The organism is Pseudomonas jinjuensis, from assembly GCF_900103845.1.
GTDB classification, from domain to species: domain Bacteria; phylum Pseudomonadota; class Gammaproteobacteria; order Pseudomonadales; family Pseudomonadaceae; genus Pseudomonas; species Pseudomonas jinjuensis.
This window is the reverse complement of the sequence record NZ_FNIJ01000021.1, coordinates 49,368-75,310: the sequence shown is the minus strand read 5'-3', so window position 1 is coordinate 75,310 and position 25,943 is coordinate 49,368. Positions and strand designations below refer to the sequence as shown.

Below are 25,943 nucleotides of genomic sequence, written 5' to 3'. Positions count from 1 at the left end.
CCGCCATCTCTGGCGGGGCTTTTTCGTTTCGGATGAACCGGTCGTCGACAGATCAGGCGTGGTACTGCGCCGACAACTCGTGCACCGCCTCGAAGAAGGCTCCGGCGTGGGCCGGGTCGACTTCCGGGGTGATGCCGTGGCCGAGGTTGAACACGTGGCCGCTGCCGTTGCCGTAGGCCGCCAGGATGCGCCCGACTTCGGCGCGGATCGCCGCCGGATTGGCGTAGAGCACCGACGGGTCCATGTTGCCCTGCAGGGCGACCCTGTCGCCGACGCGGGCGCGGGCGCTGCCGATGTCGCAGGTCCAGTCCAGACCCAGCGCCTCGGCGCCGCTGTCGGCCATGGATTCCAGCCACAGGCCGCCGCCCTTGGTGAACAGGATCACCGGCACGCGGCGCCCTTCGTGTTCGCGGATCAGGCCGTCGATGATCTTCCGCATATAGGCCAGGGAGAACTCCTGGTACGCCGCCGACGACAGGCTGCCGCCCCAGGAATCGAAGATCTGCACCGCCTGGGCGCCAGCGAGGATCTGGCCGTTGAGGTAGCTGGTCACCGACTGCGCCAGCTTGTCCAGCAGCGCATGCATCGCCTGCGGGTTGTCGTAGAGCATCGCCTTGGACTTGCGGAAGTCCTTCGACGAGCCGCCCTCGACCATGTAGGTCGCCAGGGTCCAGGGGCTGCCGGAGAAGCCGATCAGCGGCACGCGGCCGTTCAGCTCGCGGCGGATGGTGCGCACGGCGTCCATGACGTAGCCGAGGTCCTTCTCCGCATCGGGAACCGGCAGCGCCTCGATGTCCGCGGCAGTGCGCACGACCTTCCTGAAGCGCGGACCTTCGCCGGTCTCGAAGTACAGGCCGAGGCCCATGGCATCCGGAACGGTGAGGATGTCGGAGAAGAGGATCGCCGCGTCCAGCTGCGGATAGCGGTCCAGCGGCTGCAGGGTGACTTCGCAGGCCAGCTGCGGGTTCATGCACAGGCTCATGAAGTCGCCGGCCTTGGCGCGGGTGGCGCGGTACTCCGGGAGATAGCGGCCAGCCTGGCGCATCATCCAGACGGGCGTGACATCGACGGGCTGCTTGAGCAGGGCGCGGAGGAAGCGATCGTTCTTCAGGGCAGTCATGGTGGCATCCGGAAAAAAAGTGCGGGCATTTTCGCAAAGCCCAAAGCAAAAGGCACGGCGGGTGCCGTGCCTTTTGTCATCAGCGGCATTTGCTTTTCGTAGGAGCGAGCTTGCTCGCGAACCCTGGCCCCACTGCGGAGTGGTTCGCGAGCAAGCTCGCTCCTACATACCCAGGCTTAGACGCCCAGGTAGTCGAGGATGCCCTCGGCAGCCGTACGGCCTTCGAAGATCGCCGTCACCACCAGGTCGGAACCACGGACCATGTCGCCACCGGCGAAGATCTTCGGGTTGCTGGTCTGGTGCTTGAACTCCGCGTTGGCCGGGGCGATGACGCGGCCCTGGCTGTCGATCTCGACGCGGTGCTGGTCGAACCACGGCGCCGGGCTCGGACGGAAGCCGAAGGCGATCAGCACGGCTTCCGCCGGGATGATCTCCTCGGAGCCCGGGATCGGCTCGGGGCTGCGACGGCCACGGGCGTCCGGCTCGCCGAGACGGGTCTCGACCACCTTCACGCCTTCCACCCTGTCCTCGCCGACGATGGCTATGGGCTGGCGGTTGAAGAGGAACTTCACGCCCTCTTCCTTGGCGTTCTTCACCTCGCGGCGCGAACCCGGCATGTTCTCTTCGTCGCGGCGATAGGCACAGGTCACGTTCTTGGCGCCCTGGCGGATCGAGGTGCGGTTGCAGTCCATCGCGGTGTCGCCACCGCCGAGGACCACCACGCGCTTGCCCTTCATGTCGACGAAGTCTTCCGGCGCCTTCTCGAAGCCGAGGTTGCGGTTGACGTTGGCGATCAGGAAGTCCAGCGCGTCGTGCACGCCCGGCAGGTCTTCGCCCGGGAAGCCGCCCTTCATGTAGGTGTAGGTGCCCATGCCCATGAACACTGCATCGTACTCGTCGAGCAGCTGTTCCATGGTCACGTCCTTGCCGATTTCGGTGTTCAGGCGGAATTCGATGCCCATGCCGGTGAAGACCTCGCGGCGCCGGCTCAGCACGGATTTCTCCAGCTTGAACTCGGGGATGCCGAAGGTCAGCAGGCCGCCGATTTCCGGGTTCCTGTCGAACACCACCGGCGTCACGCCGTTGCGCACCAGCACGTCGGCGCAGCCGAGGCCGGCCGGGCCGGCGCCGATCACCGCGACGCGCTTGCCGGTCGGCTTGACCCGCGACATGTCCGGGCGCCAGCCCATGGCGAAGGCGGTGTCGGTGATGTACTTCTCCACCGAGCCGATGGTCACCGCGCCGAAGCCGTCGTTGAGGGTGCAGGCACCCTCGCACAGGCGGTCCTGCGGGCACACCCGGCCGCAGACTTCCGGCAGGGTGTTGGTCTGGTGCGACAGCTCGGCGGCGGCCAGGATGTTGCCTTCCGAGACCAGCTTCAGCCAGTTCGGAATGAAGTTGTGCACCGGGCACTTCCATTCGCAGTACGGGTTGCCGCAGCCCAGGCAGCGGTGCGCCTGATCAGCCGCCTGCTGCGGCTTGAACAGGTCGTAGATCTCGACGAACTCGCGCTTGCGCTGACGCAGCAGCTTCTTCTTCGGATCCTTGCGCCCGACCTCGATGAACTGGAAGTCGTTATTCAGACGTTCAGACATTTCAAGACCTCATCAAACTTCTTCAGGCGCTTATTGCGGGTTTGCACGGGTGCTGCTGAGCAGGGAACCGAGGCTCGCGGCCTTCGGTTTCACCAGCCAGAAGCGACGCAGGTAGTCATCCAGGTTTTCCAGGATATTCCTGCCCCACTCGCTCGCGCTCTCTTCCACGTACTCGACCAGGACCTTGCGCAGGTGACTGCGGTAGGCCTCCATCGCCTCGCCGCTGATGCGCTGCATCTCGACCAGCTCGTGGTTGACGCGGTCGACGAAGGTGTTGTCCATGTCCAGTACGTAGGCGAAGCCGCCGGTCATGCCGGAACCGAAGTTGTAGCCGGTACGACCCAGCACGCAGACGAAGCCGCCCGTCATGTATTCGCAGCAGTGGTCGCCAGTGCCTTCCACCACGGCATGGGCGCCGGAGTTGCGCACGGCGAAACGCTCGCCCGCGGTGCCCGCGGCGAACAGCTTGCCGCCGGTGGCGCCGTACAGGCAGGTGTTGCCGACGATGGCCGACTCCTGGGTCTTGAACGGGCTGCCTTTCGGCGGGGTCACCACCAGCTTGCCGCCGGTCATGCCCTTGCCGACGTAGTCGTTGGCGTCGCCTTCCAGGTACAGGTGCAGGCCGCCGGCGTTCCACACGCCGAAGCTCTGGCCCGCGGTACCCTTGAAGCGGAAGGTGACCGGCGCCCTGGCCATGCCCTGGTTGCCGTGCACCTTGGCGATCTCGCCGGAAATCCGCGCGCCGATGGAGCGGTCGCAGTTGCCGATTTCCAGTTCGAATTCGCCGCCGCTGCCGCTCCTGATGGCGTCGCGCGCCAGCTCGACCATCTTCTCGGCCAGCAGGCCCTGGTCGAACGGCGGGTTCTTCTCGACTTCGCAGAACTGCGGCTTGTCGGCCGGGATCAGGTCGCTGCCGAGCAGCGGGGTGAGGTCGAGGTTCTGCTGCTTGGCGGTTTCGCCCGGCAGGATTTCCAGCAGGTCGGTGCGGCCGATCAGCTCGCCGAGGCTGCGCACGCCGAGGCGGGCCAGCCACTCGCGGGTTTCCGAGGCGATGAAGGTGAAGAAGTTCACCACCATGTCCACGGTGCCGATGAAGTGGTCCTTGCGCAGCTTGTCGTTCTGGGTGGCGACGCCGGTGGCGCAGTTGTTCAGGTGGCAGATGCGCAGGTACTTGCAGCCCAGGGCGATCATCGGCGCGGTGCCGAAGCCGAAGCTCTCGGCGCCGAGGATGGCCGCCTTGATCACGTCGAGGCCGGTCTTCAGGCCGCCGTCGGTCTGCACCCGGACCTTGCCGCGCAGGTCGTTGCCGCGCAGGGTCTGGTGGGTCTCGGCGAGGCCCAGTTCCCACGGCGAACCGGCGTACTTGATCGAGGTGATCGGCGAGGCGCCGGTACCGCCGTCGTAGCCGGAGATGGTGATCAGGTCGGCATAGGCCTTGGCCACGCCGGCGGCGATGGTGCCGACGCCGGGTTCGGAAACCAGCTTCACCGATACCAGCGCCTGCGGGTTGACCTGCTTGAGGTCGAAGATCAGCTGGGCGAGGTCTTCGATGGAGTAGATGTCGTGGTGCGGCGGCGGCGAGATCAGGGTCACGCCGGGTACCGCGTAGCGCAGGCGGGCGATCAGGCCGTTGACCTTGCCGCCCGGCAGCTGGCCGCCCTCGCCGGGCTTGGCGCCCTGGGCCACCTTGATCTGCAGGACCTCGGCGTTGACCAGGTATTCCGGGGTCACACCGAAGCGGCCGGTGGCCACCTGCTTGATCTTCGAGCTCTTCACCGTGCCGTAACGCGCCGGATCCTCGCCACCCTCACCGGAGTTGGAGCGGCCGCCCAGGCGGTTCATCGCCTCGGCCAGCGCCTCGTGGGCTTCCGGGGACAGCGCGCCGAGGGAAATGCCGGCGGCGTCGAAGCGCTTGAAGATGGATTCCAGCGGCTCGACTTCGTCCAGGCTCAGCGCCTGCGGCGCCTCCTTGACCTTCAGCAGGTCGCGGATCATCGACACCGGACGGTTGTCCACAAGCGCGGTGTATTCCTTGAACAGCTCGAAGTTGCCCTGCTGCACGGCAGCCTGCAGGGTGTTCACCACGTCCGGGTTGTAGGCGTGGTATTCGCCGCCGTAGACGAACTTCAGCAGGCCACCCTGCTGGATCGGCTTGCGCGCGCTCCAGGCTTCGGCGGCGAGCAGCTTCTGCTCGTTCTCGATGTCGAGGAAACGCGCGCCCTGGATGCGGCTGGCGACGCCCGGGAAGCACAGCTCGGTGACTTCGTCGGACAGGCCGACGGCCTCGAACAGCTGGGAGCCGCGATAGGAGGCGACGGTGGAGATGCCCATCTTCGAGAGGATCTTCAGCAGGCCCTTGGAGATGCCCTTGCGGTAGTACTTGAACACCTCGTAGAGGTCGCCCAGCACTTCGCCGGTGCGGATCAGGTCGGCCAGCACTTCATAGGACAGGAACGGATAGACCGCCGAGGCGCCGAAGCCGATCAGCACCGCGAAGTGGTGCGGATCGCGGGCGGCGCCGGTTTCCACCAGGATGTTGCAGTCGCAGCGCAGGCCGGTCCTGACCAGGCGGTGATGCACGGCGCCGACGGCCAGCGCGGAATGCACCGGCAGCTTGCCGGGGGCGATGTGACGGTCGCTGAGCACCAGCAGTACCTTGCCGGCGCGCACGGCTTCCTCGGCCTGGTCGGCGATGTTGCGCACCGCGGCTTCGAGGCCGGTGGACTCGTCGTAGTTGAGGTCGATGAAGTGGCGCTCGAAGCCCGGGCGATCCAGATTCATCAGGGTCCGCCACTTGGCCGGCGAGATCACCGGGGTGGTGAGGATCGCCTGGCTGGCATGGTCGGCCGACTCTTCGAAGATGTTGCGCTCGACGCCCAGGCAGGTCTCCAGGGACATCACGATGGCTTCGCGCAGCGGGTCGATCGGCGGGTTGGTCACCTGCGCGAACTGCTGGCGGAAGTAGTCGAACGGCGAGCGGATGCGCTTGGACAGCACCGCCATCGGGGTGTCGTCGCCCATCGAGCCGACCGCTTCCTGGCCCTGCTCGGCCAGCGGACGCAGCACCTGGTCACGCTCCTCGAAGGTGACCTGGAACATCTTCATGTACTGCTTCAGCTGGTCGGCGTCATAGCTGGCCACGCCGTGGTCGTCGTCCAGGGTCGCCTGGATGCGCAAGGCGCTCTGGCGCAGCCACTGCTTGTACGGGTGGCGCGACTTCAGGCGGTTGTCGATCTCGTCGGTGTGCAGGACCTGGCCGGTCTCGGTGTCCACCGCGAGGATCTGGCCCGGGCCGACGCGGCCCTTGGCGATGACGTCTTCCGGCTTGTAGTCCCACACGCCGATTTCCGAGGCGAGGGTGATGTAGCCGTTCTTGGTGGTCACCCAGCGCGCCGGACGCAGGCCGTTGCGGTCGAGCAGGCAGACGGCGTAGCGGCCGTCGGTCAGCACCACGCCCGCCGGGCCGTCCCACGGCTCCATGTGCAGCGAGTTGAATTCGTAGAACGCGCGCAGGTCGGCGTCCATGGTCTCGACGTTCTGCCAGGCCGGCGGAATGATCATGCGCAGGCCGCGGAACAGGTCCATGCCGCCGGTGACCATCAGTTCCAGCATGTTGTCCATGCTGGAGGAGTCGGAACCGACGCGGTTGACCAGCGGGCCGAGTTCTTCCAGATCCGGGATCAGATCGTTGGTGAACTTGTTGCGGCGCGCCTGGGCCCAGTTGCGGTTGCCGGTGATGGTGTTGATCTCGCCGTTGTGCGCCAGCAGGCGGAACGGCTGGGCCAGCGGCCACTTCGGCATGGTGTTGGTGGAGAAGCGCTGGTGGAACACGCAGATCGCGGTCTGCAGGCGCTCGTCACCGAGGTCCGGATAGAAGGCCGCCAGGTCGGCGGGCATCATCAGGCCCTTATAGATCATGGTCTTGTGCGAGAAGCTGCAGACGTAGTGATCGGCATCGGCGGCGTTGGCCACCGAGGAGCGACGACGCGCGCTGAACAGCTTGATGGCGAAGTCCTGGTCGGACAGACCGGCTCCGCCGACGAACACCTGCTCGATCTGCGGCAGGCGCTCCAGGGCCAGGCGGCCGAGGACGCTGGTGTCGATCGGCACCTTGCGCCAGCCGACCAGCTGCAGCCCGGCGGCGACGATCTCGCGATTCATGTTCTCGCGAGCGGCCTCGGCCTTCACCGGGTCCTGGTTGAAGAACACCATGCCCACCGCATACTGCTCGGGCAGCTCGACCGAAAACTCTTCCCTGGCCACTGCACGCAGGAACAGGTCCGGCTTCTGGATCAGCAAGCCGCAACCGTCACCCGTTTTTCCGTCCGCGTTGATCCCACCTCGGTGGGTCATGCAGGTCAGTGCTTCAATCGCTGTTTGCAGAAGTTGATGGCTTGCCTCGCCCGTCATATGGGCGATCAGGCCGAATCCGCAGTTATCCTTGAACGTTTCAGGATGGTACAGACCTGCTTTCATAGGGAACTCTCACCGGCAAAACTTTTTTAATTCATATGCATTGCCTACACACCCGCTCATCCGGCGAGTTTCCGATAGGCAAAGGGAGGCCATTGTACACAGGTGACTTCGCCACCACAAATTTTGCGACGAACCCTTGTAAATTGATGTCGCAAGAATGAAATGAAAAACCCCGCAGTCGTGTTAGCGACTGCGGGGTTTTGTCACAGCGAAGGGAACGTCAGCGGGTGCTGGCGATCTCCTGCTGGATGCTAGCGAAGGTCCGCGGCCAGGGCTTGGAGGCCTGAATCCTGGCCGGAAGGCTCTTGATCGCCGCCTGCGCCGCGGCGCGATCGGCGAAGCTGCCATAGGTCACCACGTAGAACGGCTTGCCCTGCAGGCTCTTGCGGAAGTAGCGGTAGCCGCTGCCCTGCTGACGGACGAAGGCCTGGGCGCTGGCCTCGGAACCGGTGCCGAGCACCTGTACGGCGTAGCGCGCGCCGGCCTGCGCACGATACCAGCCGGCCTCACCGCCACCACCAGCCGCAGCGGCAGCCGGCTTGGCAGCCGCGGGCTTGGCGGAAGGAGCAGGCGCCGCAGGCTTGGCTACCGGCCTGGCCGGAGCGGCCTGGACGACGGCAGGCTTGGCCGGCGCCGCCGGTGCGCTGGGTTCCACAGGCGCAGGAGCCGGAGCGGCCGCACTGGTCGGCGCCGGCGGAACCGGATGCAGCGGCGCCGGGCCGCTGTTCGCCAACGGCGTGACCGGCGGAGCACTGGTAGTCACGGTCGGCGGAACCATGGCCGAGGGCAGCGCACCTTCGTCCGGATCTTCCTGGCCGCCGGCCTGGGCCATCGGCTCGCGGATCACCGGCTGCGATTCGCCCACCAGCGGCAATGGCAGCGGCTGGTTGGAGCCGGCGAATTCCACTGCCGGCGCCTGTCCATCGGCCGGGGCCTGCGCCGTCGCGGGAGCGGTCGCCTCCGGCTTGCCACCATGCCCCTGCATGAACCACGCAGCGACCACGCCGACGGCCACCACCGCCAGCACCAGCAGATGCTTCTTCGGCAACTGGAAGCCAGCCGCAGCCGCCGGCTTGCGCGCCTTGCCGCGCTCGGCCAGCATCGCCTCGATCAGCGCATCGCGGGCCACCTGGTTGATCGCCCCCGGCCAGCCGCCGGACTGCTCGTGGATGTCGGCCAGCAGCTCAGGCGAAATCAGCTCGCCACCCTGCCCGGCACCCTCCAGACGCTGGACCAGATACTCGCGGGTCTCCTCCTCGCTGTAGGGCTGCAATTCGATGGCATGGAAGCGCTCCTCGCCCTCGGACAACGCCTCGAGCTGCTCCAGCAGCTCGGCCTCGCCGAACAGGAAAACGTGCAGGCGCGCCTCGCTGTTGCCGGCCGCCAGCCGCAGCAGCACCTCGACCGCACCCTCGCGCAGCTGCTCGGCATCGTCCACCAGCAGGTAGACGTCATGCCCGGTGATCGCCAGTTGCGCCACCTTGGTCAGGATCGCGTCGACGCTGGTCTGGGTGATGCCCAGCCCCTGCGCCAGCTGGCGCAGCAGGGTCGCCTCGTCAGCCGCCGAGCGGCCGGAAATCACCACGCTGGAGACCACTTCCTTGTTGGTGCTGGCGACCAGGGCCTGGCGCAGCAGGGTCTTGCCGCTGCCCAGCGGACCGGTCACCGCCAGCAGCAGGTGGCTGTAGCGCGCCAGGTGATGCAGTTGCCCCAGCACCGGCTTGCGCTGCGCCGGGAAGAATTTGAAGCCGGGAACCCGTGGCGCGAAGGGATCGTGGCTGAACTGGTAGTGGGCCAGGAAGGCCTCGTCGGCATGCAAACTGGACATAGGACCTCAACGTTCTCCTGACAGATCGGCCAGAGCCTGGAAATCGGCACGCAGCGTTTCTTGCAAAACCTCACGAGGGAAATCGGCGGTGACCACCGCAGCCCCCAGCCCTTGAAGCAGTACCAGACGCAAACGCCCGTCGAGCACCTTCTTGTCGACCGCCATGTGTTCGAGGAAATGCTCCGCGGTCATCTCCTGCGGCGGCACGATCGGCAGGCCGGCACGGCGCAGCAGCCGCACGCCGCGGTCGCGCTCGGCGGCAGTCAGCCAGCCCAGCCGGTGTGACATCTCGAGTGCCATCACGGTTCCCGTGCCCACCGCCTCGCCATGCAGCCAGGCGCCATAGCCCATGTGGGTCTCGATGGCATGGCCGAAGGTGTGGCCGAGATTGAGCGTCGCGCGCACGCCGGACTCGCGCTCGTCGGCACCGACCACCCGCGCCTTCGCTGCGCAGGAGCGCTCGATGGCTTCGGTCAGGGCCGCCGGCTCGAGCGCCAGCAGGTCCTCGACGTGCGCTTCGAGCCAGGTCAGGAACGGCTCGTCGCAGATGAATCCGTACTTGATGACTTCCGCCAGGCCGGCCGACAGCTCGCGCGCCGGCAGGGTGCGCAGGGACGCGGTATCGATCACCACCGCCTGCGGCTGGTAGAAGGCACCGACCATGTTCTTGCCCAGCGGATGGTTGATCCCGGTCTTGCCCCCCACCGAGGAATCCACCTGGGACAGCAGCGTGGTCGGCACCTGGATGAAATCGACCCCGCGCTGGTAGCAGGCGGCGGCGAAGCCGGTCATGTCGCCGATCACCCCGCCACCCAGGGCGATCAGGGTGGTCTTGCGGTCATGCCGCGCCTTTAGCAGCTCGTCGAAGATCAGCTGCAGGGTTTCCCAGTTCTTGAACGCCTCCCCGTCGGGCAGGACGACGCTGGTCACGGCATAACCGGCAAGGGTTTTCTGCAGGCGTTCGAGATAGAGCGGCGCGACCGTCTCGTTGGTGACGATCGCCACCTGCCGGCCATGGATGTGCGGCGCGAAGAAGCGAGGATCGTCCAGCAGCCCTTCGCCGATGTAGATCGGATAGCTGCGGTCACCAAGATCGACGTTGAGTGTGCGCATGAAACCCCCAGGCAAGAAAGGGGGATAGCATAACGCAGATCGGAGCGGCCTTTAACGGCGCTCCAGCCTGCGCAAGCGATCCAGAATTTCCTGCACGACCAGCCGCGGCGGGCGCTCGTCGGTCTCCACCACGACATCGGCGATTTCCCGGTAGAGCGGATCGCGGATTTCCATCAGATCGCGCAGCACCTGCCCCGGATTCGGCTTCTGCAGCAGCGGCCGGCCCTTGTCCCGGGCAGTCCTGGATATCTGCTGGTCGACCGAGGCATGCAGATAGATCACCTGCCCGCCGGCCTTCAGCGCGGCGCGGTTCGCCTCACGAAGAACGGCGCCGCCACCGGTGGCGATCACCGCACCGGACGCCGAACAGAGTTCGGCGATCATGGCCTGTTCGCGCTCGCGGAATCCGCTCTCCCCCTCGACATCGAAGATCCAGGGAATGTTGGCCCCGCAGCGCTGTTCGATCTCTTTGTCGGAATCCTTGAAAACCAGGTGAAGCTCTTTGGCAAGAAGACGCCCGATGGTGCTTTTCCCTGCACCCATCGGGCCTACCAGAATCAAATTGGACACGGAATTCATCAACGGCCGATTGCAATGGCCTGATTATTCATGATCCGCGGGGTAAGGAAAACCAGCAGTTCAGCCTTGCTGTCGGTTACCGTGTCGCGCCGGAACAGACGTCCGAGGAACGGCAGGTCGCCGAGGAACGGCACCTTGTCCACCGCCTTGTTCTGGGTGTTGGAGAACACCCCGCCGATGACGATGGTCTCGCCGTCGTTGACCAGCACCTTGGCGTTCACCTCGTTCTTGTTGATCGGCGGCACGCCGTTCAGCTGGTTGGCGAAGTCCGGGGCGTCCTTGTTGACCTTCACTTCCATGATGATGCGGTTGTCCGGGGTGATCTGCGGGGTCACTTCCAGGGACAGCGCCGCCTCCTTGAACGACACCGAGGTGGCGCCGCTGGAGCTGGCTTCCTGGTAGGGAATCTCCGAGCCCTTGAGGATCTTCGCGGTTTCCTTGTCCGAGGTGACCACCTTCGGCTGCGAGACCACCTCGCCGTTGCCGCCCTTCTCCATGGCGGACAGCTGCAGGTCGAGCAGGACGTTGTTGGTCACGTAGCCGATGCCGAGGCCCGAGGTGCTGTTGGTCACGCCGAGATCGACCGACGGTCGCGGAACGTTCGCCACGGTGGGCAGGGTACAGCCGCCGACGAACGGGCCGCAGTTGGGCGCGTTGTCGCCGCCCACGCCGATGTTGCCGTCCTTGCCGAATGCCGCGAAGTTGCCGAAGGTGGCCGCACCGCCCCAGCGCACGCCCAGGCTCTTGCTGTAGTCGACGTTGGCTTCGACGATGCGCGCCTCGATCATCACCTGGCGCACCGGGATGTCCAGCTGGGCAACGATGCGCCGCAGCTCGTCCAGGCGATCCTGGGTCTGGTAGGCGATGATGCTGTTGGTGCGGTCATCGACGGTGATCGAGCCGCGCTCGTCGCCCTTGCCGCCGGCCGGGTCGGCCGAGCCGGTCACCGACTGGAACAGCCGGGCGATATCGCTGGCCTTGGCATAGTTCACCTGGATCAGCTCGCGGCGCAGCGGGGCCAGTTCGGAAATCTGCTTCTGCGCCTCCAGCTCCTGGCGCTCGCGCGCGGCGATCTCGTCGGCCGGCGCCACCAGCAGCACGTTGCCGACCTTGCGCTTGTCCAGGCCCTTGGTCTTCAGCACCAGGTCCAGCGCCTGGTCCCAGGGCACGTTCTGCAGGCGCAGGGTGATGTTGCCCTGCACCGTGTCGCTCGCCACCAGGTTGAGGTCGGTGAAGTCGGCGATCAGCTGCAGCACCGAACGCACGTCGATGTCCTGGAAGTTCAGCGAGAGTTTCTCGCCGGTGTAGGCGAAGGCGTCCTGCTTGCGCTTCTCGGCATCGCCCTGGGTCAGCGGCTTGATGCTCACGGTCATGCGGTTGTCGGTCTGGTAGACGAGGTAGTCGTACAGGCCGGTCGGCTCGATGACGATGCTGGCCCGGTCGCCCGCCGCGGAGGCGTTGACGAACTGCACCGGGGTGGCGAAGTCCTTGACGTCCAGCCGCACCCGCAGGTTCTCCGGCAGCTGGGTGCGCGGGAAGTCGAGGCGGATCTTGCCGCCCTGCTCCTGCACGTCGGGGCTGATGGCCGGATCGGACAGATCGATCACGACATTGCCTTCACCCTTGTCGCCGCGCTGGAAATCGATGTTGCGGATCGCCTTGCCCATTGGAATGTAGGGCTTGGCGGTCGCGGGCCGGGCGACCGGCGCGGCGACCGGAGCGGCAGCAGCGACACTGCCGGCCGAGCCGCCGACCACGATGAACAGGTTGTTGCCTTCGACCCGCGTGGTGTAAGGGGCCAGCGAGGTCAGGTTGATGATCAGGCGGGTACGGTCCTTCGCCTCGACGACCGTCAGGCTGCGCGCATTGCCGACGCCCAGCTCGCGGTTCTTGCTGCCCAGGCGGTTCTGCACGCCCGGCAGGTCGAGGGCGATGCGCGCGGGCTGCTCGATGGTGTAGCCGCGCGGCGCCGTCACCGGCTCGTCGAAGCGCAGCTTGAGCTCGACCCGGTCTCCCGGAAGCGCCGCCACATCGACATTCTGCAGGTTGGCCGCCAATACCGTGGAGGCGAACAGCGTCGCCAGCAGCGAAACGCTCAAGCGGGAAAGAGTTCTGTTCATCGTCTGAATCCGTCGTGGAGACTGCTGTTTTTTATCCATTTCCATCCCGCTCTCTTAACGCTCCTTGAGGGTCAGACTGCGCGGGCGCTCGAGCCATCCGCCTTCGCCATCGGGAACGATCTCGATGACGTCGATCTTGCCCTCGTTGATGGCGACGATCTTGCCATCGTTGCGCCCGAGATAGTCCCCGACCCGCACCCGGTGCACCCCTCCTGCACCGCGCACCAGCCCGAACACGCCCTGCTGGTTGGCCAGGGTTCCGACCATCTCGAAGGTTTCGATATTGAAGCCTTCGAGGAACTGCTTGACCCGCGCTTCGTCGGGCTTGACCACTTTCGTGCCCTTCTGCTTCACCGCCAGGTCGATCTTCACCGGCGGCTGGAACGGGCTGCGCATGGCCGATGCGCTGTAGGTGAAGGCCTCGTAGGGCTGGAATTTCGGCAGCGGTTCGATGGCCCCCTTCGGACGCGCGCGAACCTCGTCCATGAAGGCCTGCAGGTCGGCGAAATCGCCGCCCGCTCCGCAACCGCCCAACCCGAGAAGCACGAGACTGCAGATGATCAGGCGAGCCTTCATTTCTTCTTCGCCCCCGTGGCACCGGCCGTGAGGCCCTTGTCGTTGTAGCGGTAGGTCTTGGCCAGGATGCTCATGCGCAGCTTGGAGGTACTGTCCGGGCTGGCCGGCTTGATCTCGAAGTCATGCAGGGTGACGATCCGCGGCAGGCTGGACACGCCGCTGACGAAGGTGGCGAGATCGTGATAGCCGCCGACCACGCTGATCTGTATCGGCAGTTCGATATAGAACTGCTGGGTGACTTCCGGCAGCAGCTTGATCTCCTCGAACTCGAGCCCGCTGCCGAGGCCGGTGCGGGTGATGTCCTCGAGCAGGCCGGGCACTTCGGTATCGCTGGGAAGCTGCCGCAGCAGGGCGCCGAAGGACTCTTCCATTTCCTTCATCTGCGCCTTGTAGGCTTCCAGGCTGGCGGCCTGGAAGGCCTTGGTGGAGAACTGCTGCTTGAGGCTGGCTTCCTCGCTGCGCTTGCGGTCCAGTTCGCCCTGCATGTCGCTCAGGTGGAAGTTGTATCCAAGCGCCAGCACCACCGCCATCAGCAGGACACAGGCAATCACCTTCACCGCCACCGGCCATGAGCCGAGGTTGTTCAGGTCGAGATCGTTGATGTCGATCTTGCGCAGGCTTTCCAAGGAACTGGCCAGGCTCATTTCTTGGCTCCTTGCGCATTGAGGTTCTTGTCCTGCTCCGGGTCGTTCGGCTGGGTCTGCTGAACGGTCAGCTGGAACACGTTGGCCTGGTCCAGCGCGCCCTGGGTCACCGCCTTGACCTCGGTGAGGTTCGGCGCGGTCAGCCATTCCGAGGCATCCAGGTTGCGCATCAGGTTGGAGACGCGGTTGTTGGATTCCGCGGCGCCGGAGATGGAGATGGACTTGCCGCTCATCTTCAGGTTGGTGAAGTACACGCCATCCGGCAGCGTGCGCACCAGCTGGTCGAACACCCGGGCGATGATCGGCCGGTTGCCCTGCAGGTCCTGGATGATCTTCATCCGTTCCAGCAGTTGCTGGCGGCGGGTCTTCAGCTCGCTGATCTCCTTGATGCGCGCATCGAGCACGGAGATTTCCTTGCGCAGGAAGTCATTGCGGGCGGTCTGGTTCTCGATCGCCGCGTCGAAATACTGGTCGCCGAGGAACACCAGGCCGACCGAAACCAGCAGGACGCCGCCCAGCGTCACCAGGAAGCGCTGCTTGCGCTCCTCGCGCAGCTGCTCGCGCCATGGAAGCAGGTTGATCCTTGCCATCAGTCGAAACTCCTCATCGCCAGACCGCAGGCAATCATCAGCGCCGGCGCGTCACTGGCCAGCGCCCCCGCATTCACCTTTCCGCTGAGGACCATATCGACGAAGGGATTGGCGACCAGGGTCGGCGTACCGACCTTCTGCTGAATCAGCCGATCGAGATCGGGAATCGAGGCGGTGCCCCCGGCCAGCAGGATGTAGTCGACGTCATTGAACTGGCCGGCCGCGAAGAAGAACTGCAGCGAGCGGGAAACCTGCTGCACCACCGCTTCCTTGAACGGCTGCAGGACTTCGCTGTCATAGTCGTCCGGAAGACCGCCCTGCTTCTTGGCGAGGCCGGCCTCTTCCACCGACAGGCCGTAGCGTCGCTGGATTTCCTCGGTGAGCTGGCGCCCGCCGAACAGCTGTTCGCGGGTATAGATGGTGCGGCCGTGGTGCAGGACGCTGAGAGTGGTCATGGTCGCGCCGATGTCGACCACCGCGACGGTCAGCTCGTCGGCGTTGCCGCCCAGCTGGTCGCCGAGCAGGCCGAAGGCGCGCTCCAGGGCATAGGCTTCGACGTCGACCACCTTGGCGGTCAGGCCTGCCAGCGCCAGGGCGGCTTCGCGCACCTCGACGTTTTCCTTGCGGCAGGCGGCGAGGAGCACATCCACGCGATCCGGATTGCGCGTGGAAACGCCCTGCACCTCGAAATCGATGGCGACTTCCTCGAGCGGATAGGGAATGTACTGGTCGGCCTCGATCTTCAGCTGGTTTTCCAGTTCGTCCTCGGAAAGCCCGGCGTCCATCTCGATGGTCTTGGTGATCACCGCCGACCCGGCCACGGCCACCGCCGCGATCCTGACGTTGGTGCGGGCCTTGGCCACCACCCGCGCCAGCGCCTGGCCGACGCCCTCGAGTTCAGTGATGTTCTTTTCTACCACTGCGTTGGGCGGAAGCGGCTCGACGGCGTAGGCCTCCACCTTGTAGCGCCCCCCGGAGCGACTCAATTCGAGAAGTTTGACCGAAGTCGAACTGATGTCTATTCCCAGCAGCGTGTTCGCTTTCTTGTTGAAGAGCCCTAGCACGACTGATTTCCTATCAGCATCCGAGACTTACGGACGATTTATGTTTTTTGACATTAGATACCACACTTGACAGGCACGCAAATGGCTAGCCACCGCAAAAACTGCTTATAATGTGACCAGCATTCCCCCTTGTCGCCACGCCGTTCATCTAACTCTTTCTTTTCCCTGGAAATCCAAATCATTCCATGCGTTTGCTGAAGTTTCTGTGGTGGACCTGCGTCACCATCTTCTGTGGCCTGCTGCTCAGTTTCAGCGGCGCCTACCTGTATCTCAGCCCCAACCTGCCCTCGGTCGAGGCGCTGCGCAACGTGCGCCTGCAGATGCCCCTGCGCGTCTACAGCGGTGATGACAAACTGATAGCAGAATTTGGCGAGATGCGTCGGACGCCGATCCGTTTCAGCGACATCCCCCAGGACTTCATCCATGCCCTGCTGTCGGCTGAGGACGACAACTTCGCGAACCATTATGGCGTGGACGTCAAGAGCCTGATGCGTGCTGCCGCGCAATTATTGAAGACCGGGCATATCCAGACCGGCGGCAGCACCATCACCATGCAGGTGGCGAAGAACTACTTCCTCACCAACGAGCGTAGCTTCTCGCGCAAGATCAACGAGATATTGCTGGCGCTGCAGATCGAGCGGGAGCTGACCAAGGACGAGATCCTCGAGCTGTACGTGAACAAGATCTATCTCGGCAACCGCGCCTACGGCGTGGAAGCGGCCGCGCAGGTCTACTACGGCAAGACCATCAAGGAACTCAGCCTGGCGCAGATGGCGATGATCGCCGGCCTGCCGAAGGCGCCGTCGCGCTACAACCCGCTGGCCAACCCGGCGCGCAGCCTGGAGCGGCGCAACTGGATCCTCGAGCGCATGCTCAAGCTCGGCTTCATCGACCAGGCCCGGTACGAGGCCGCCGTCAACGAGCCCATCGCCGCCTCCTACCACGTGCAGACTCCCGAGCTGATCGCCCCGTACATCGCCGAGATGGCCCGTGCGGAAATGGTCGGACGCTACGGCAGCGACGCCTATACCGAAGGCTACCGGGTCTACACCACGGTTCGCAGCGATCTCCAGGAAGCGGCCAACGACGCCCTGCACACCGGCCTGCAGGAATACGACCAGCGCCACGGCTACCGCGGCCCGGAAACCCGCCTGCCGGGCCAGACCCGCGACGCCTGGCGCCAGGCCATCGCCCAGCAGCGCACGGTGGGCGGGCTGGAGCCGGCCATCGTCACCCAGGTCGAGAAGAGCGGAATCATGGTGATGCTGCGCGATGGCCACGAGGAAACCATCGCCTGGGACAACATGAAATGGGCCCGCCCCTACCTCGGCAACAACAGCATGGGCCCGCTGCCGCGCCAGCCCGGCGACGTCGCCCAGCCCGGCGACGTGATTCGCGTGCAGCGCAAGGACGACGGTTCGCTGCGCCTCAGCCAGGTGCCGGCGGCGCAGAGCGCGCTGGTTTCCCTGGACCCGCACGACGGCTCGATCAGGGCGCTGGTCGGCGGCTTCTCCTTCGAACAGAGCAACTACAACCGCGCCACCCAGGCCAAGCGCCAGCCGGGTTCCAGCTTCAAGCCCTTCATCTACGCCGCCGCGCTGGACAATGGCTTCACCGCCGCGACCCTGGTCAACGACGCGCCGGTAGTCTTCTACGACGAGTACCTGGACAAGGTCTGGCGGCCGAAGAACGACACCAACACCTTCCTCGGCCCGATCCCCCTGCGCGAGGCGCTGTACAAGTCGCGCAACATGGTCTCGATCCGCGTCCTGCAGGACCTCGGCGTCGAGCGCGCGCGCAAGTACATCAGCCGTTTCGGCTTCGAACTGCAGGAACTGCCGCCGAACCTGTCCATGGCCCTCGGCACCGCCACCCTGACCCCGCTGGAGATCGCCGGCGCCTGGAGCACCTTCGCCAACGGCGGCTACAAGATCACCCCCTACGTGATCGAGCGCATCGAAAGCCGCGACGGCCAGTTGCTCTACCAGGCCAACCCGGCGCGCGTGCCCCAGGCCGAGCAGGCTCGCCAGCAGGATGAGCAACCCGTGGTCGTGAGCACGCCTGCCAGTGCAGACACACAGACCCAACCCAGCGCCGAGCCGCCGACCGCCGAGCGGATTCTCGACGCACGCACCGCCTACATCATGACCAGCATGCTGCAGGACGTGATCAAGCGCGGTACCGGCCGCCGCGCCCTGGCGCTCAAGCGTGACGACCTGGCCGGCAAGACCGGCACCACCAACGAATCCAAGGACGCCTGGTTCTCCGGCTACAACGCCGACTACATGACCACCGTCTGGGTCGGCTTCGACCAGCCGGAAAGCCTCGGCCGCAGCGAGTACGGCGGCAACGTCGCGCTGCCGATCTGGATGCGCTACATGGGTACGGCGCTCAAGGACAAGCCGTCCCACCTGCTGCCGGAGCCGCCGGGCATGGTCAGCCTGCGCATCGATCCGTATACCGGCAGGGCCGCGCCCCCCGGCACGCCCGGCGCCTACTTCGAACTGTTCAAGAACGAGGACACCCCGCCGACCATGAGCGAACTGTCCCCCGGCAGCTCCCCGGGCGGCGGCATGCCGGCCGGCGAAGGCGCGCCCATCGATCTGTTCTGACTGCAGGAACCCCTCTCCGGAGGGGTTCCGTCGTTTCGCCTGGCAGAAAAGCGGAATGAATAATGGCATTCCGCCAATTCTTTGATTAATCTCAGGTTTGCGGCGGGAAACAGGCCCCGGGAGAATCGACCCCCATCCGGTTCGAACGGGCCTCCCGCGGCAACCCTTCCGCGCAGACGGCCAGACGGGAAGACGGATGTCCACCACCCGCCCACGCAGCGCCATTCTCGGCTGGATCGTCGGCCTGCCTTCCCTGCTCCTCGGCCTCTCCCTGCTGCACGTGGTCCGCGTACCGCAGGAACTCGGCACGGCGCCGGACCTCGTCTATCTCTCCCAGGGCCTCGGCCTGCTGAGCGCCGGCGTCGGCTACCTCGGCCTGCTCGCCGCCTTCCTGCTCGGCCTGCACGGACGCAGGATCGCCGCACTGCTCGCAGTCGTCCCGGCGCTGACGCTGTGCCTGTGGAACCTGATGGTCGTGGCGCCCAGCGCAAGCGCCGTATCGCCAAGCCGGGAGCATTACCAACTGCTGGCAGTCGGCCTGGCGTGCTTCGCCGCCCTGCTGGCGCTCGTCGAACTGGCGAACGGCCGCGCCCCGCGCGCATTGCGCCTGGGATTGCGAATATTGGGAGGGGTAACGCTGGCGGCCTGGCTGGGCGGGCTGTTCTATCTGCTGCGGCTGTACGTCTGAGTCAGGCCAGTTCGCGCCAGGTCAGGTAAACGCGCAGGTCGAATTCCAGCTGGTGATAGCCCGGCAGCATGTACTCGCACAGCTGGTAGAACGCCTTGCTGTGGTCGCGCTCCTTCAGATGCGCCAGCTCGTGCACCACGATCATCCGGAGGAATTCCGGCGCCGCGTCGCGGAACAGCGAGGCCACGCGGATTTCCTTCTTCGCCTTGAGCTTGCCGCCCTGCACCCGGGAAATCGCGGTGTTCAGGCCGAGCGCGCGGTGCACCACGTCGAGCTTGCTGTCGTAGAGCACCTTGTCGACGCCGGGGGCGTTCTTCATGTGCTCCTGCTTCAGCTGCATGGCATAGGTGTACAGCGCCTTGTCGCTCTGCACGTCGTGGCGGCCCGGGTAGCGCCGCTCGAGATAGTCGCCGAGGCGGTTGTCGGCGATGAGCTGGCGGACCTGCTCCTGCAGCGATTGCGGATAGGCCTGGAGATAGCGGAGCGGCGTCATGGATTCGGAAGGAAGGCGGGAAAGGCGCGGGCAGTTTATCCGATTTGCCCGCCAACGAGCGGAAACGAGCGAAAACGCAAGAGCCCCGCCGAAGCGGGGCTCTCCCAGGGAACCGGCCGGGATCAGTTGATCTTCGGCTCCAGTTCGCCCTTGGCGTAGCGCTGGAACATGCCTTCCAGGGAGATCGGCTTGATCTTCGAGGCATGGCCGGCGGTGCCGAAGGCTTCGTAGCGGGCGATGCAGATGTCACGCATGGCTTCGATGGTCTTGGCGAAGTACTTGCGCGGGTCGAACTCGCTCTTGTTCTGCGCCAGGAAGCGACGGATGGCACCGGTGGAGGCCAGGCGCAGGTCGGTATCGATGTTCACCTTGCGCACGCCGTACTTGATGCCCTCGACGATTTCCTCGACCGGAACGCCGTAGGTTTCCGGCATTTCGCCGCCGAACTCGTTGATGATCGCCAGCCAGTCCTGCGGCACAGAGGAGGAACCGTGCATCACCAGGTGGGTGCTGGGGATGCGCTTGTGGATTTCCTTGATGCGGTCGATGGCGAGGATGTCGCCGGTCGGCGGCTTGGTGAACTTGTAGGCGCCGTGGCTGGTGCCGATGGCGATGGCCAGGGCATCCACCCTGGTCTTCTTGACGAAGTCGGCGGCTTCTTCCGGATCGGTCAGCAGTTGGCTGTGGTCCAGCACGCCTTCGGCGCCGACGCCGTCTTCTTCACCAGCCATGCCGGTTTCCAGCGAGCCCAGGCAGCCCAGTTCGCCTTCCACGGACACGCCGCAGGCATGGGCGAAGGCCACGGTCTGCTGGGTCACGCGGACGTTGTAGTCGTAGTCGGCCGGAGTCTTGCCGTCTTCCTTCAGCGAGCCGTCCATCATCACCGAGCTGAAGCCCAGCTGGATCGAGCGCTGGCAGACGTCCGGGCTGGTGCCGTGGTCCTGGTGCATGCACACCGGGATGTGCGGGAATTCTTCGATGGCGGCGAGGATCAGGTGGCGCAGGAAGGGCGCGCCGGCGTATTTGCGGGCACCGGCGGAAGCCTGCACGATCACCGGGGAATCGGTCTTGTCGGCCGCTTCCATGATGGCGCGCATCTGCTCGAGGTTGTTGACGTTGAAGGCCGGCACGCCGTAGCCGAATTCGGCGGCGTGGTCCAGCATTTGGCGCATGCTGATGAGTGCCATGGTTTTCGCTTCTCCCAGAAGTCGGGCTCGTTCAGTAATCCGCAAGCCTGCCGCAGGGGCAGGCCATGTTCAAGTATCTCTCTCATCGGCGGGCACGGCGCCCGCCCCGGCTCAGCGGACCTTGCAGTCGCGGCCGATCAGGTCGTTGCTCTCGACCCAGTAGACCAGGCCCTGGTCACCTACGATGCTCAATCCAACCAGCCCGTCACTGTAGAAAGCGCCGGAGCCGCCGGGTTCCTCTTCGAGGTGGTGCACCACGTCGCCTTCGCCCAGGCGCAGGTCGACCACCGACTTGCTGGGATCGACATAGCGCCACAGCACTTCCGCCTGGCTGTCGCAGACCCAGTGGTTCCAGCCGGAGGACTTGCCGGCCGTGCCGGACGGCTGGCTCGAGCATCCGGCGAGCAGGAGCGCCAGACCGAGGGCGAACACAGGTTTCATCGGGCGAACTCCTTCTGCGCGGCTCGCACCCTGCTCGGCCAGACCGCTGGCCTCAGGGCAATTCCCGGCAACGTACCGGTTCCCTCTCCGGGATGGGATCGCCGCTGGCCTGCATCTCCACACGCTCGGCGTTCTGGTCGCTGGGCGATGCAGGCATGGACGAGCTGAAGACCTCGCAGGTACTGGTCGAACCGGGATCGCTGCTGCATCCGATCAGTACCAGGCAAAGCGGCAACACAAGGGCGACGTAGCGCATGACCATTCTCCATGTCCATCCAGTCGGGCATCCGCCCGGTGAGGGTGGAGGGTTCTGCGCCGCGCCGGCTCAAGCCTTGGCGCGCTGTTCCAGAACCTCCACCGCCGGCAGGACCTTGCCCTCGACGAATTCGAGGAAGGCGCCGCCACCAGTGGAAATGTAGGAGATCTGCTCACCGACGCCATATTTGTCGATGGCAGCCAGGGTATCGCCACCGCCGGCGATGGAGAACGCCGGGCTCTCGGCGATGGCCTTGGCCAGCACCTTGGTGCCGTTGCCGAACTGGTCGAACTCGAACACGCCGACCGGGCCGTTCCACAGGATGGTCTTCGACGACTTCAGCAGCTCGGCGAACTGCGCGGCGGTCTGCGGACCGATGTCGAGGATCATGTCGTCGTCGGCGACGTCGGCGATGGCCTTGACGGTGGCCGCGGCGCTTTCGGCGAATTCCTTGGCGACCACCACGTCCACCGGCAGCGGTACGCTGACCTTGGCGGCGATGGCCTTGGCGGTGTCGACCAGATCGGCCTCGTACAGCGACTTGCCGACCTTGTAGCCAGCAGCGGCGAGGAAGGTGTTGGCGATGCCGCCGCCGACGATCAACTGGTCGCAGATCTGCGCCAGGCTGTTCAGCACGTCGAGTTTGGTGGAAACCTTGGAGCCGGCGACGATGGCCGCCATCGGCCGGGCCGGGTTGCCCAGCGCCTTGCCCAGGGCGTCCAGCTCGGCGGCCAGCAGCGGGCCGGCCGCGGCGACCTTGGCGAACCTGGCGACGCCGTGGGTCGAGCCCTCGGCGCGGTGGGCGGTGCCGAAGGCATCCATGACGAACACGTCGCACAGCGCGGCGTACTTCTGCGCCAGCTCGTCGGCGCTTTTCTTCTCGCCCTTGTTGAAGCGCACGTTCTCGAACAGCACGACTTCGCCCGGCTGCACTTCGACGCCGTCGAGATAGTCCCTGACCAGCGGCACTTCGCGGCCGAGGGCCTTGCTCAGGTAGGCGGCCACCGGCTGCAGGCTGTTCTCTTCGGAGTACTCGCCTTCGGACGGACGGCCGAGGTGCGAGCAGACCATCACCGCCGCGCCCTTTTCCAGCGCCAGCCTGATGGTCGGCAGGGAAGCGAGGATGCGCGCATCGCTCTTCACCACGCCATCCTTCACCGGCACGTTGAGATCCTCGCGGATCAGTACGCGCTTACCCTGGAGGTCGAGGTCGGTCATCTTCAACACGGTCATGGCTGTCAGTCCTGTTCTGGGCTGTTCAAATCAGTGGTTGGATGTCGCGGCGCGCAGATAGTGCCCGGCGACGTCGATCATGCGGTTGGCGAAGCCCCATTCGTTGTCGAACCAGGCCAGCAGGTTCACCAGTCGCGGGCCGGACACGCGGGTCTGGCTGCCGTCGACGATGGCCGAATGCGGGTCGTGGTTGAAATCGCAACTGGCGTGGGGCAGCTCGGTGTAGGCGAGCAGCTTGTGCAGCGGGCCGCTGGCGGCGGCGTCGCTGAGCACGCGATTGATTTCCGCGGCGGAGGTGTCGCGGGAGGTCTGCAGGGTGATGTCCAGCGCCGAGACGTTCACCGTCGGCACGCGCACGGCCTTGGCCTGGATGCGCCCGGCCAGTTCCGGCAGCAGGCGCTCGATACCGCGGGCGAGACCGGTCGACACCGGGATCACCGACTGGAAGGCCGAGCGCGTGCGGCGCAGGTCCTCGTGGTGATAGGCGTCGATCACCGGCTGGTCGTTCATCGCCGAGTGGATGGTGGTGATCGACACGTAGTCGATGCCCACCGCGTCGTTCAGCAGCTTGAGCAGCGGCACGCTGCAGTTGGTGGTGCAGGACGCGTTGGAAACCAGCCGCTCGGCGCCGGTCAGGCAGCTCTGGTTGATGCCGTAGACCACCGTGGCGTCGACCGCGGCCTCGCTGGCCATCGGCTGCGAGAACAGCACGCGCGGCGCGCCGGCGGCGAGGAAGCGCTCGCCATCGGCACGGGTGTGCCAGACGCCGGAGCATTCCAGCACCAGGTCGACGCCCAGGCCGGCCCAGTCGATGGCTTCCGGCTCGGCGTGGCGCAGCACCTGCACGCGCTGGCCGTCGATCTGCAGGCAGCCGCCGGCGGCGCTCACTTCGCCGGGGAAGCGGCCGTGGGTGGAGTCGAAGCGGGTCAGGTATTCCAGGCTCGGCAGGTCGGCCAGATCGTTCAGCGCGACGATGGAAAAACCGGCCCTGGCGCCGCGCTCGTGCAAGGCGCGGAACACGCAGCGACCGATGCGGCCGTAGCCGTTGAGGGCAACTCGGTAAGGGCGATTGGACATTGTTATCCCTTGTAGCCGACTACTTGTAGGAGCGGGCCATGCCCGCGAACGCTCTTGAAAAGCGTCGCGGGCATGGCCCGCTCCTACATGGCGGTCATCAGGCGTCGAGCAGCTCGGCGGCCACTTCCAGCACGTTTTCGACGGTGAAGCCGAAGTGCTCGAACAGGGCGGCGGCCGGAGCCGATTCACCGAAGCTGGTCATGCCGATCACGCGGCCTTCCAGGCCGACGTACTTGTACCAGTAGTCGGCATGGGCGGCTTCGATGGCGATGCGCGCACCGACCTGGACCGGCAGCACGGACTGCTTGTAGCCGGCGTCCTGCTGGTCGAACACGCTGGTCGACGGCATGGACACCACGCGCACCTTGCGGCCCTGCTCGGTCAGCTTGTCGAAGGCCTGCACGGCCAGGCCGACTTCCGAACCGGTGGCGATCAGGATCAGTTCCGGCTCGCCGTCGCAGTCCTTCAGCACGTAGCCGCCGCGGGCGACGTTGGCCAGTTGGGCGGCGTCGCGCGCCTGGTGCGGCAGGTTCTGGCGGGAGAAGATCAGCGCCGACGGACCGTCGTTGCGCTGGATGGCGCATTTCCAGGCCACCGCGGATTCCACCGCATCGGCCGGGCGCCAGGTGTCGAGGTTCGGCGTCACGCGCAGGCTGGCCAGTTGCTCGATCGGCTGGTGGGTCGGGCCGTCTTCGCCGAGGCCGATGGAATCGTGGGTGTAGACGAACAGCACGCGCTTCTTCATCAGCGCCGACATGCGCACGGCGTTGCAGGCGTATTCCATGAACACCAGGAAGGTCGCACCGTACGGGATGAAGCCGCCGTGCAGGGCGATGCCGTTCATGATGGCGCTCATGCCGAACTCGCGGACGCCGTAGTACATGTAGTTGCCGGCGGCATCTTCCGGTGCCACGCCCTTGCAGCCCTTCCACAGGGTCAGGTTGGAGCCGGCCAGGTCGGCGGAACCGCCGAGGAATTCCGGCAGCAGCGGGCCGAAGGCGTTCAGCGCGTTCTGGCTGGCCTTGCGGCTGGCGATGGTCTCGCCCTTGCTGGCGACGTCGGCGATGTAGGCTTCGGCCTTGGCGGCGAAATCGGCCGGCAGCTCGCCCTTGATGCGGCGCTGGAACTCGGCGGCCAGCTCCGGATGGGCGGCGGCGTAGGCGGCGAACTTCTCGTTCCACGCGGCTTCGCGCTGGGCGCCGGCGGCCTTGGCATCCCACTCGGCGTAGATGTCCGCCGGGACTTCGAACGGGCCGTGGTTCCAGCCGAGGGCGGCGCGGGTGGCGGCGATCTCGTCGTTGCCCAGCGGCGCGCCGTGGCACTCTTCCTTGCCGGACTTGTTCGGCGAACCGAAGCCGATCACGGTCTTGCAGCAGATCAGGGTCGGACGGTCGCCGGTCTTGCGCGCGGTCTCGATGGCGGTCCTGATCTCGTCGGCGTCATGCCCGTCGACGTTGCGGATCACCTGCCAGCCGTAGGCTTCGAAGCGCTTCGGGGTGTCGTCGGTGAACCAGCCGTGGACTTCGCCGTCGATGGAGATGCCGTTGTCGTCGTAGAAGGCGATCAGCTTGTTCAGGCGCTGGGTGCCGGCCAGGGCGCAGACTTCATGGGAAATGCCTTCCATCATGCAGCCGTCGCCGAGGAACACGTAGGTGTAGTGGTCGACGATGTCGTGGCCGTCACGGTTGAACTGGGCGGCCAGCACCTTCTCGGCGATGGCCATGCCGACGGCGTTGGCGAGGCCCTGGCCCAGCGGCCCTGTGGTGGTCTCGACGCCCGGGGTGTAGCCGTATTCCGGGTGACCCGGAGTGCGCGAGTTGAGCTGGCGGAACTGCTTCAGGTCCTCGATGCCGAGGTCGTAGCCGGTCAGGTGCAGCAGGGAATAGACCAGCATCGAGCCATGGCCGTTGGACAGCACGAAACGGTCGCGGTTGGCCCACTCCGGGTTGCTCGGGTTGTGGCTCAGGTAATCGCGCCACAGCACTTCGGCGATGTCCGCCATGCCCATGGGGGCACCGGGGTGGCCGCTGTTGGCTTTCTGCACGGCATCCATGCTCAGTGCGCGGATGGCATTGGCTCGCTCACGACGGCTGGGCATCGCTGAATCTCCTGCGGGGGCTGCTTCTGAATCGAAGGGAGTGAAAAAAGGCCGGTATTTTCGCCCAGCCGACACCCCGGGGGCAATGATGATCGACAGTTGGCTTCAGGCTTCAGGCTTCAGGCTTCAGGCTTCAGGCTTCAGGCTTCAGGC

Annotated in this window: 20 protein-coding genes; 2 read left to right on the top strand and 18 right to left on the bottom strand. The window is 65.7% G+C overall.

Annotated elements, in window-relative coordinates; genetic code table 11:
- Nucleotides 1-52 precede the first annotated feature (52 nt).
- The 11 genes from hemE to BLR75_RS23735 form a co-directional block, all read right to left on the bottom strand.
- Nucleotides 53-1,120 carry a uroporphyrinogen decarboxylase gene (gene hemE / locus BLR75_RS23785; RefSeq protein WP_084314527.1) on the bottom strand — a complete coding sequence of 356 codons (1,068 nt, stop codon included), beginning with the start codon at nt 1,118-1,120 and terminating at the stop codon, nt 53-55.
- A 176-nt stretch (nt 1,121-1,296) separates the two neighbouring features.
- Complete coding sequence (locus BLR75_RS23780; RefSeq protein WP_084314526.1) at nt 1,297-2,715, bottom strand: FAD-dependent oxidoreductase; 1,419 nt, start codon at nt 2,713-2,715, stop codon at nt 1,297-1,299.
- A 30-nt stretch (nt 2,716-2,745) separates the two neighbouring features.
- Nucleotides 2,746-7,191, bottom strand: coding sequence for a glutamate synthase large subunit (gltB, locus tag BLR75_RS23775; protein WP_084314525.1), 4,446 nt, complete (start codon nt 7,189-7,191; stop codon nt 2,746-2,748).
- Nucleotides 7,192-7,411: 220 nt separating this feature from the next.
- Nucleotides 7,412-9,019, bottom strand: a complete 1,608-nt coding sequence (locus BLR75_RS23770; RefSeq protein ID WP_084314524.1) for an AAA family ATPase — start codon at nt 9,017-9,019, stop codon at nt 7,412-7,414.
- A gap of 6 nt (nt 9,020-9,025) precedes the next feature.
- Nucleotides 9,026-10,132, bottom strand: a complete 1,107-nt coding sequence (gene aroB / locus BLR75_RS23765; RefSeq protein WP_084314523.1) for a 3-dehydroquinate synthase — start codon at nt 10,130-10,132, stop codon at nt 9,026-9,028.
- A gap of 51 nt (nt 10,133-10,183) precedes the next feature.
- Complete coding sequence (gene aroK / locus BLR75_RS23760; RefSeq protein ID WP_084314547.1) at nt 10,184-10,702, bottom strand: shikimate kinase AroK; 519 nt, start codon at nt 10,700-10,702, stop codon at nt 10,184-10,186.
- 8 nt (nt 10,703-10,710) lie between these two features.
- The gene (locus BLR75_RS23755) at nt 10,711-12,831 is read right to left on the bottom strand and encodes a type IV pilus secretin PilQ (protein WP_084314522.1); all 2,121 of its coding nucleotides are present in this window, start codon (nt 12,829-12,831) and stop codon (nt 10,711-10,713) included.
- A 54-nt stretch (nt 12,832-12,885) separates the two neighbouring features.
- Nucleotides 12,886-13,407: a type 4a pilus biogenesis lipoprotein PilP gene (gene pilP / locus BLR75_RS23750; protein ID WP_084314521.1), complete on the bottom strand. Its 522-nt coding sequence runs from the start codon at nt 13,405-13,407 to the stop codon at nt 12,886-12,888.
- Nucleotides 13,404-14,051 (bottom strand): type 4a pilus biogenesis protein PilO, encoded by a 648-nt coding sequence (gene pilO / locus BLR75_RS23745; protein ID WP_084314520.1) that lies wholly within the window; start codon nt 14,049-14,051, stop codon nt 13,404-13,406. Before pilO ends, pilP begins: the two co-directional genes overlap by 4 nt.
- Nucleotides 14,048-14,641 carry a type 4a pilus biogenesis protein PilN gene (pilN, locus tag BLR75_RS23740; RefSeq protein WP_084314519.1) on the bottom strand — a complete coding sequence of 198 codons (594 nt, stop codon included), beginning with the start codon at nt 14,639-14,641 and terminating at the stop codon, nt 14,048-14,050. The genes pilO and pilN overlap by 4 nt, the downstream gene beginning before the upstream one ends.
- On the bottom strand, nt 14,641-15,705 hold the full coding sequence (locus tag BLR75_RS23735; RefSeq protein ID WP_084314518.1) for a pilus assembly protein PilM: 1,065 nt from the start codon (nt 15,703-15,705) through the stop codon (nt 14,641-14,643). Before BLR75_RS23735 ends, pilN begins: the two co-directional genes overlap by 1 nt.
- Before the next feature lie 185 nt (nt 15,706-15,890).
- Between BLR75_RS23735 and BLR75_RS23730 the strand changes: the two genes are divergently transcribed.
- The gene (locus BLR75_RS23730; protein WP_084314517.1) at nt 15,891-18,317 is read left to right on the top strand and encodes a penicillin-binding protein 1A; all 2,427 of its coding nucleotides are present in this window, start codon (nt 15,891-15,893) and stop codon (nt 18,315-18,317) included.
- Nucleotides 18,318-18,513: 196 nt separating this feature from the next.
- On the top strand, nt 18,514-19,005 hold the full coding sequence (locus tag BLR75_RS23725; RefSeq protein ID WP_084314516.1) for a hypothetical protein: 492 nt from the start codon (nt 18,514-18,516) through the stop codon (nt 19,003-19,005).
- 1 nt (nt 19,006) lies between these two features.
- Here the strand turns inward: BLR75_RS23725 and BLR75_RS23720 are convergent, their stop codons facing one another.
- From BLR75_RS23720 to tkt, 7 genes are all read right to left on the bottom strand, one after another.
- Nucleotides 19,007-19,498 (bottom strand): M48 metallopeptidase family protein, encoded by a 492-nt coding sequence (locus BLR75_RS23720; RefSeq protein ID WP_084314515.1) that lies wholly within the window; start codon nt 19,496-19,498, stop codon nt 19,007-19,009.
- A gap of 122 nt (nt 19,499-19,620) precedes the next feature.
- A complete protein-coding gene (gene fba / locus BLR75_RS23715; RefSeq protein WP_084314514.1) occupies nt 19,621-20,685 on the bottom strand; it encodes a class II fructose-bisphosphate aldolase in 1,065 nt (354 codons plus the stop codon).
- 111 nt (nt 20,686-20,796) lie between these two features.
- Nucleotides 20,797-21,126, bottom strand: coding sequence for an MliC family protein (locus BLR75_RS23710; RefSeq protein ID WP_084314513.1), 330 nt, complete (start codon nt 21,124-21,126; stop codon nt 20,797-20,799).
- A gap of 52 nt (nt 21,127-21,178) precedes the next feature.
- Nucleotides 21,179-21,382 (bottom strand): hypothetical protein, encoded by a 204-nt coding sequence (locus BLR75_RS23705; RefSeq protein WP_084314512.1) that lies wholly within the window; start codon nt 21,380-21,382, stop codon nt 21,179-21,181.
- 69 nt (nt 21,383-21,451) lie between these two features.
- The gene (locus tag BLR75_RS23700) at nt 21,452-22,615 is read right to left on the bottom strand and encodes a phosphoglycerate kinase (protein WP_084314511.1); all 1,164 of its coding nucleotides are present in this window, start codon (nt 22,613-22,615) and stop codon (nt 21,452-21,454) included.
- Between the two features lie 30 nt (nt 22,616-22,645).
- On the bottom strand, nt 22,646-23,692 hold the full coding sequence (gene epd / locus BLR75_RS23695) for an erythrose-4-phosphate dehydrogenase (protein ID WP_084314510.1): 1,047 nt from the start codon (nt 23,690-23,692) through the stop codon (nt 22,646-22,648).
- Nucleotides 23,693-23,789: 97 nt separating this feature from the next.
- Complete coding sequence (gene tkt / locus BLR75_RS23690; RefSeq protein ID WP_084314509.1) at nt 23,790-25,790, bottom strand: transketolase; 2,001 nt, start codon at nt 25,788-25,790, stop codon at nt 23,790-23,792.
- Between the last annotated feature and the right edge of the window lie 153 nt (nt 25,791-25,943).

What these genes read in the sequence shown, in the direction of transcription:
- pilP (WP_084314521.1), bottom strand. Translation starts at nt 13,407, where the DNA reads ATGAAGGCTCGCCTGATCATCTGCAGTCTCGTGCTTCTCGGGTTGGGC.
- BLR75_RS23755 (WP_084314522.1), bottom strand. Translation starts at nt 12,831, where the DNA reads ATGAACAGAACTCTTTCCCGCTTGAGCGTTTCGCTGCTGGCGACGCTG.
- BLR75_RS23705 (WP_084314512.1), bottom strand. Translation starts at nt 21,382, where the DNA reads ATGCGCTACGTCGCCCTTGTGTTGCCGCTTTGCCTGGTACTGATCGGA.
- pilN (WP_084314519.1), bottom strand. Translation starts at nt 14,641, where the DNA reads ATGGCAAGGATCAACCTGCTTCCATGGCGCGAGCAGCTGCGCGAGGAG.
- gltB (WP_084314525.1), bottom strand. Translation starts at nt 7,191, where the DNA reads ATGAAAGCAGGTCTGTACCATCCTGAAACGTTCAAGGATAACTGCGGA.
- BLR75_RS23730 (WP_084314517.1), top strand. Translation starts at nt 15,891, where the DNA reads ATGCGTTTGCTGAAGTTTCTGTGGTGGACCTGCGTCACCATCTTCTGT.
- fba (WP_084314514.1), bottom strand. Translation starts at nt 20,685, where the DNA reads ATGGCACTCATCAGCATGCGCCAAATGCTGGACCACGCCGCCGAATTC.
- pilO (WP_084314520.1), bottom strand. Translation starts at nt 14,051, where the DNA reads ATGAGCCTGGCCAGTTCCTTGGAAAGCCTGCGCAAGATCGACATCAAC.
- epd (WP_084314510.1), bottom strand. Translation starts at nt 23,692, where the DNA reads ATGTCCAATCGCCCTTACCGAGTTGCCCTCAACGGCTACGGCCGCATC.
- BLR75_RS23770 (WP_084314524.1), bottom strand. Translation starts at nt 9,019, where the DNA reads ATGTCCAGTTTGCATGCCGACGAGGCCTTCCTGGCCCACTACCAGTTC.
- BLR75_RS23720 (WP_084314515.1), bottom strand. Translation starts at nt 19,498, where the DNA reads ATGACGCCGCTCCGCTATCTCCAGGCCTATCCGCAATCGCTGCAGGAG.
- BLR75_RS23700 (WP_084314511.1), bottom strand. Translation starts at nt 22,615, where the DNA reads ATGACCGTGTTGAAGATGACCGACCTCGACCTCCAGGGTAAGCGCGTA.
- BLR75_RS23710 (WP_084314513.1), bottom strand. Translation starts at nt 21,126, where the DNA reads ATGAAACCTGTGTTCGCCCTCGGTCTGGCGCTCCTGCTCGCCGGATGC.
- hemE (WP_084314527.1), bottom strand. Translation starts at nt 1,120, where the DNA reads ATGACTGCCCTGAAGAACGATCGCTTCCTCCGCGCCCTGCTCAAGCAG.
- BLR75_RS23780 (WP_084314526.1), bottom strand. Translation starts at nt 2,715, where the DNA reads ATGTCTGAACGTCTGAATAACGACTTCCAGTTCATCGAGGTCGGGCGC.
- aroB (WP_084314523.1), bottom strand. Translation starts at nt 10,132, where the DNA reads ATGCGCACACTCAACGTCGATCTTGGTGACCGCAGCTATCCGATCTAC.
- tkt (WP_084314509.1), bottom strand. Translation starts at nt 25,790, where the DNA reads ATGCCCAGCCGTCGTGAGCGAGCCAATGCCATCCGCGCACTGAGCATG.
- BLR75_RS23725 (WP_084314516.1), top strand. Translation starts at nt 18,514, where the DNA reads ATGTCCACCACCCGCCCACGCAGCGCCATTCTCGGCTGGATCGTCGGC.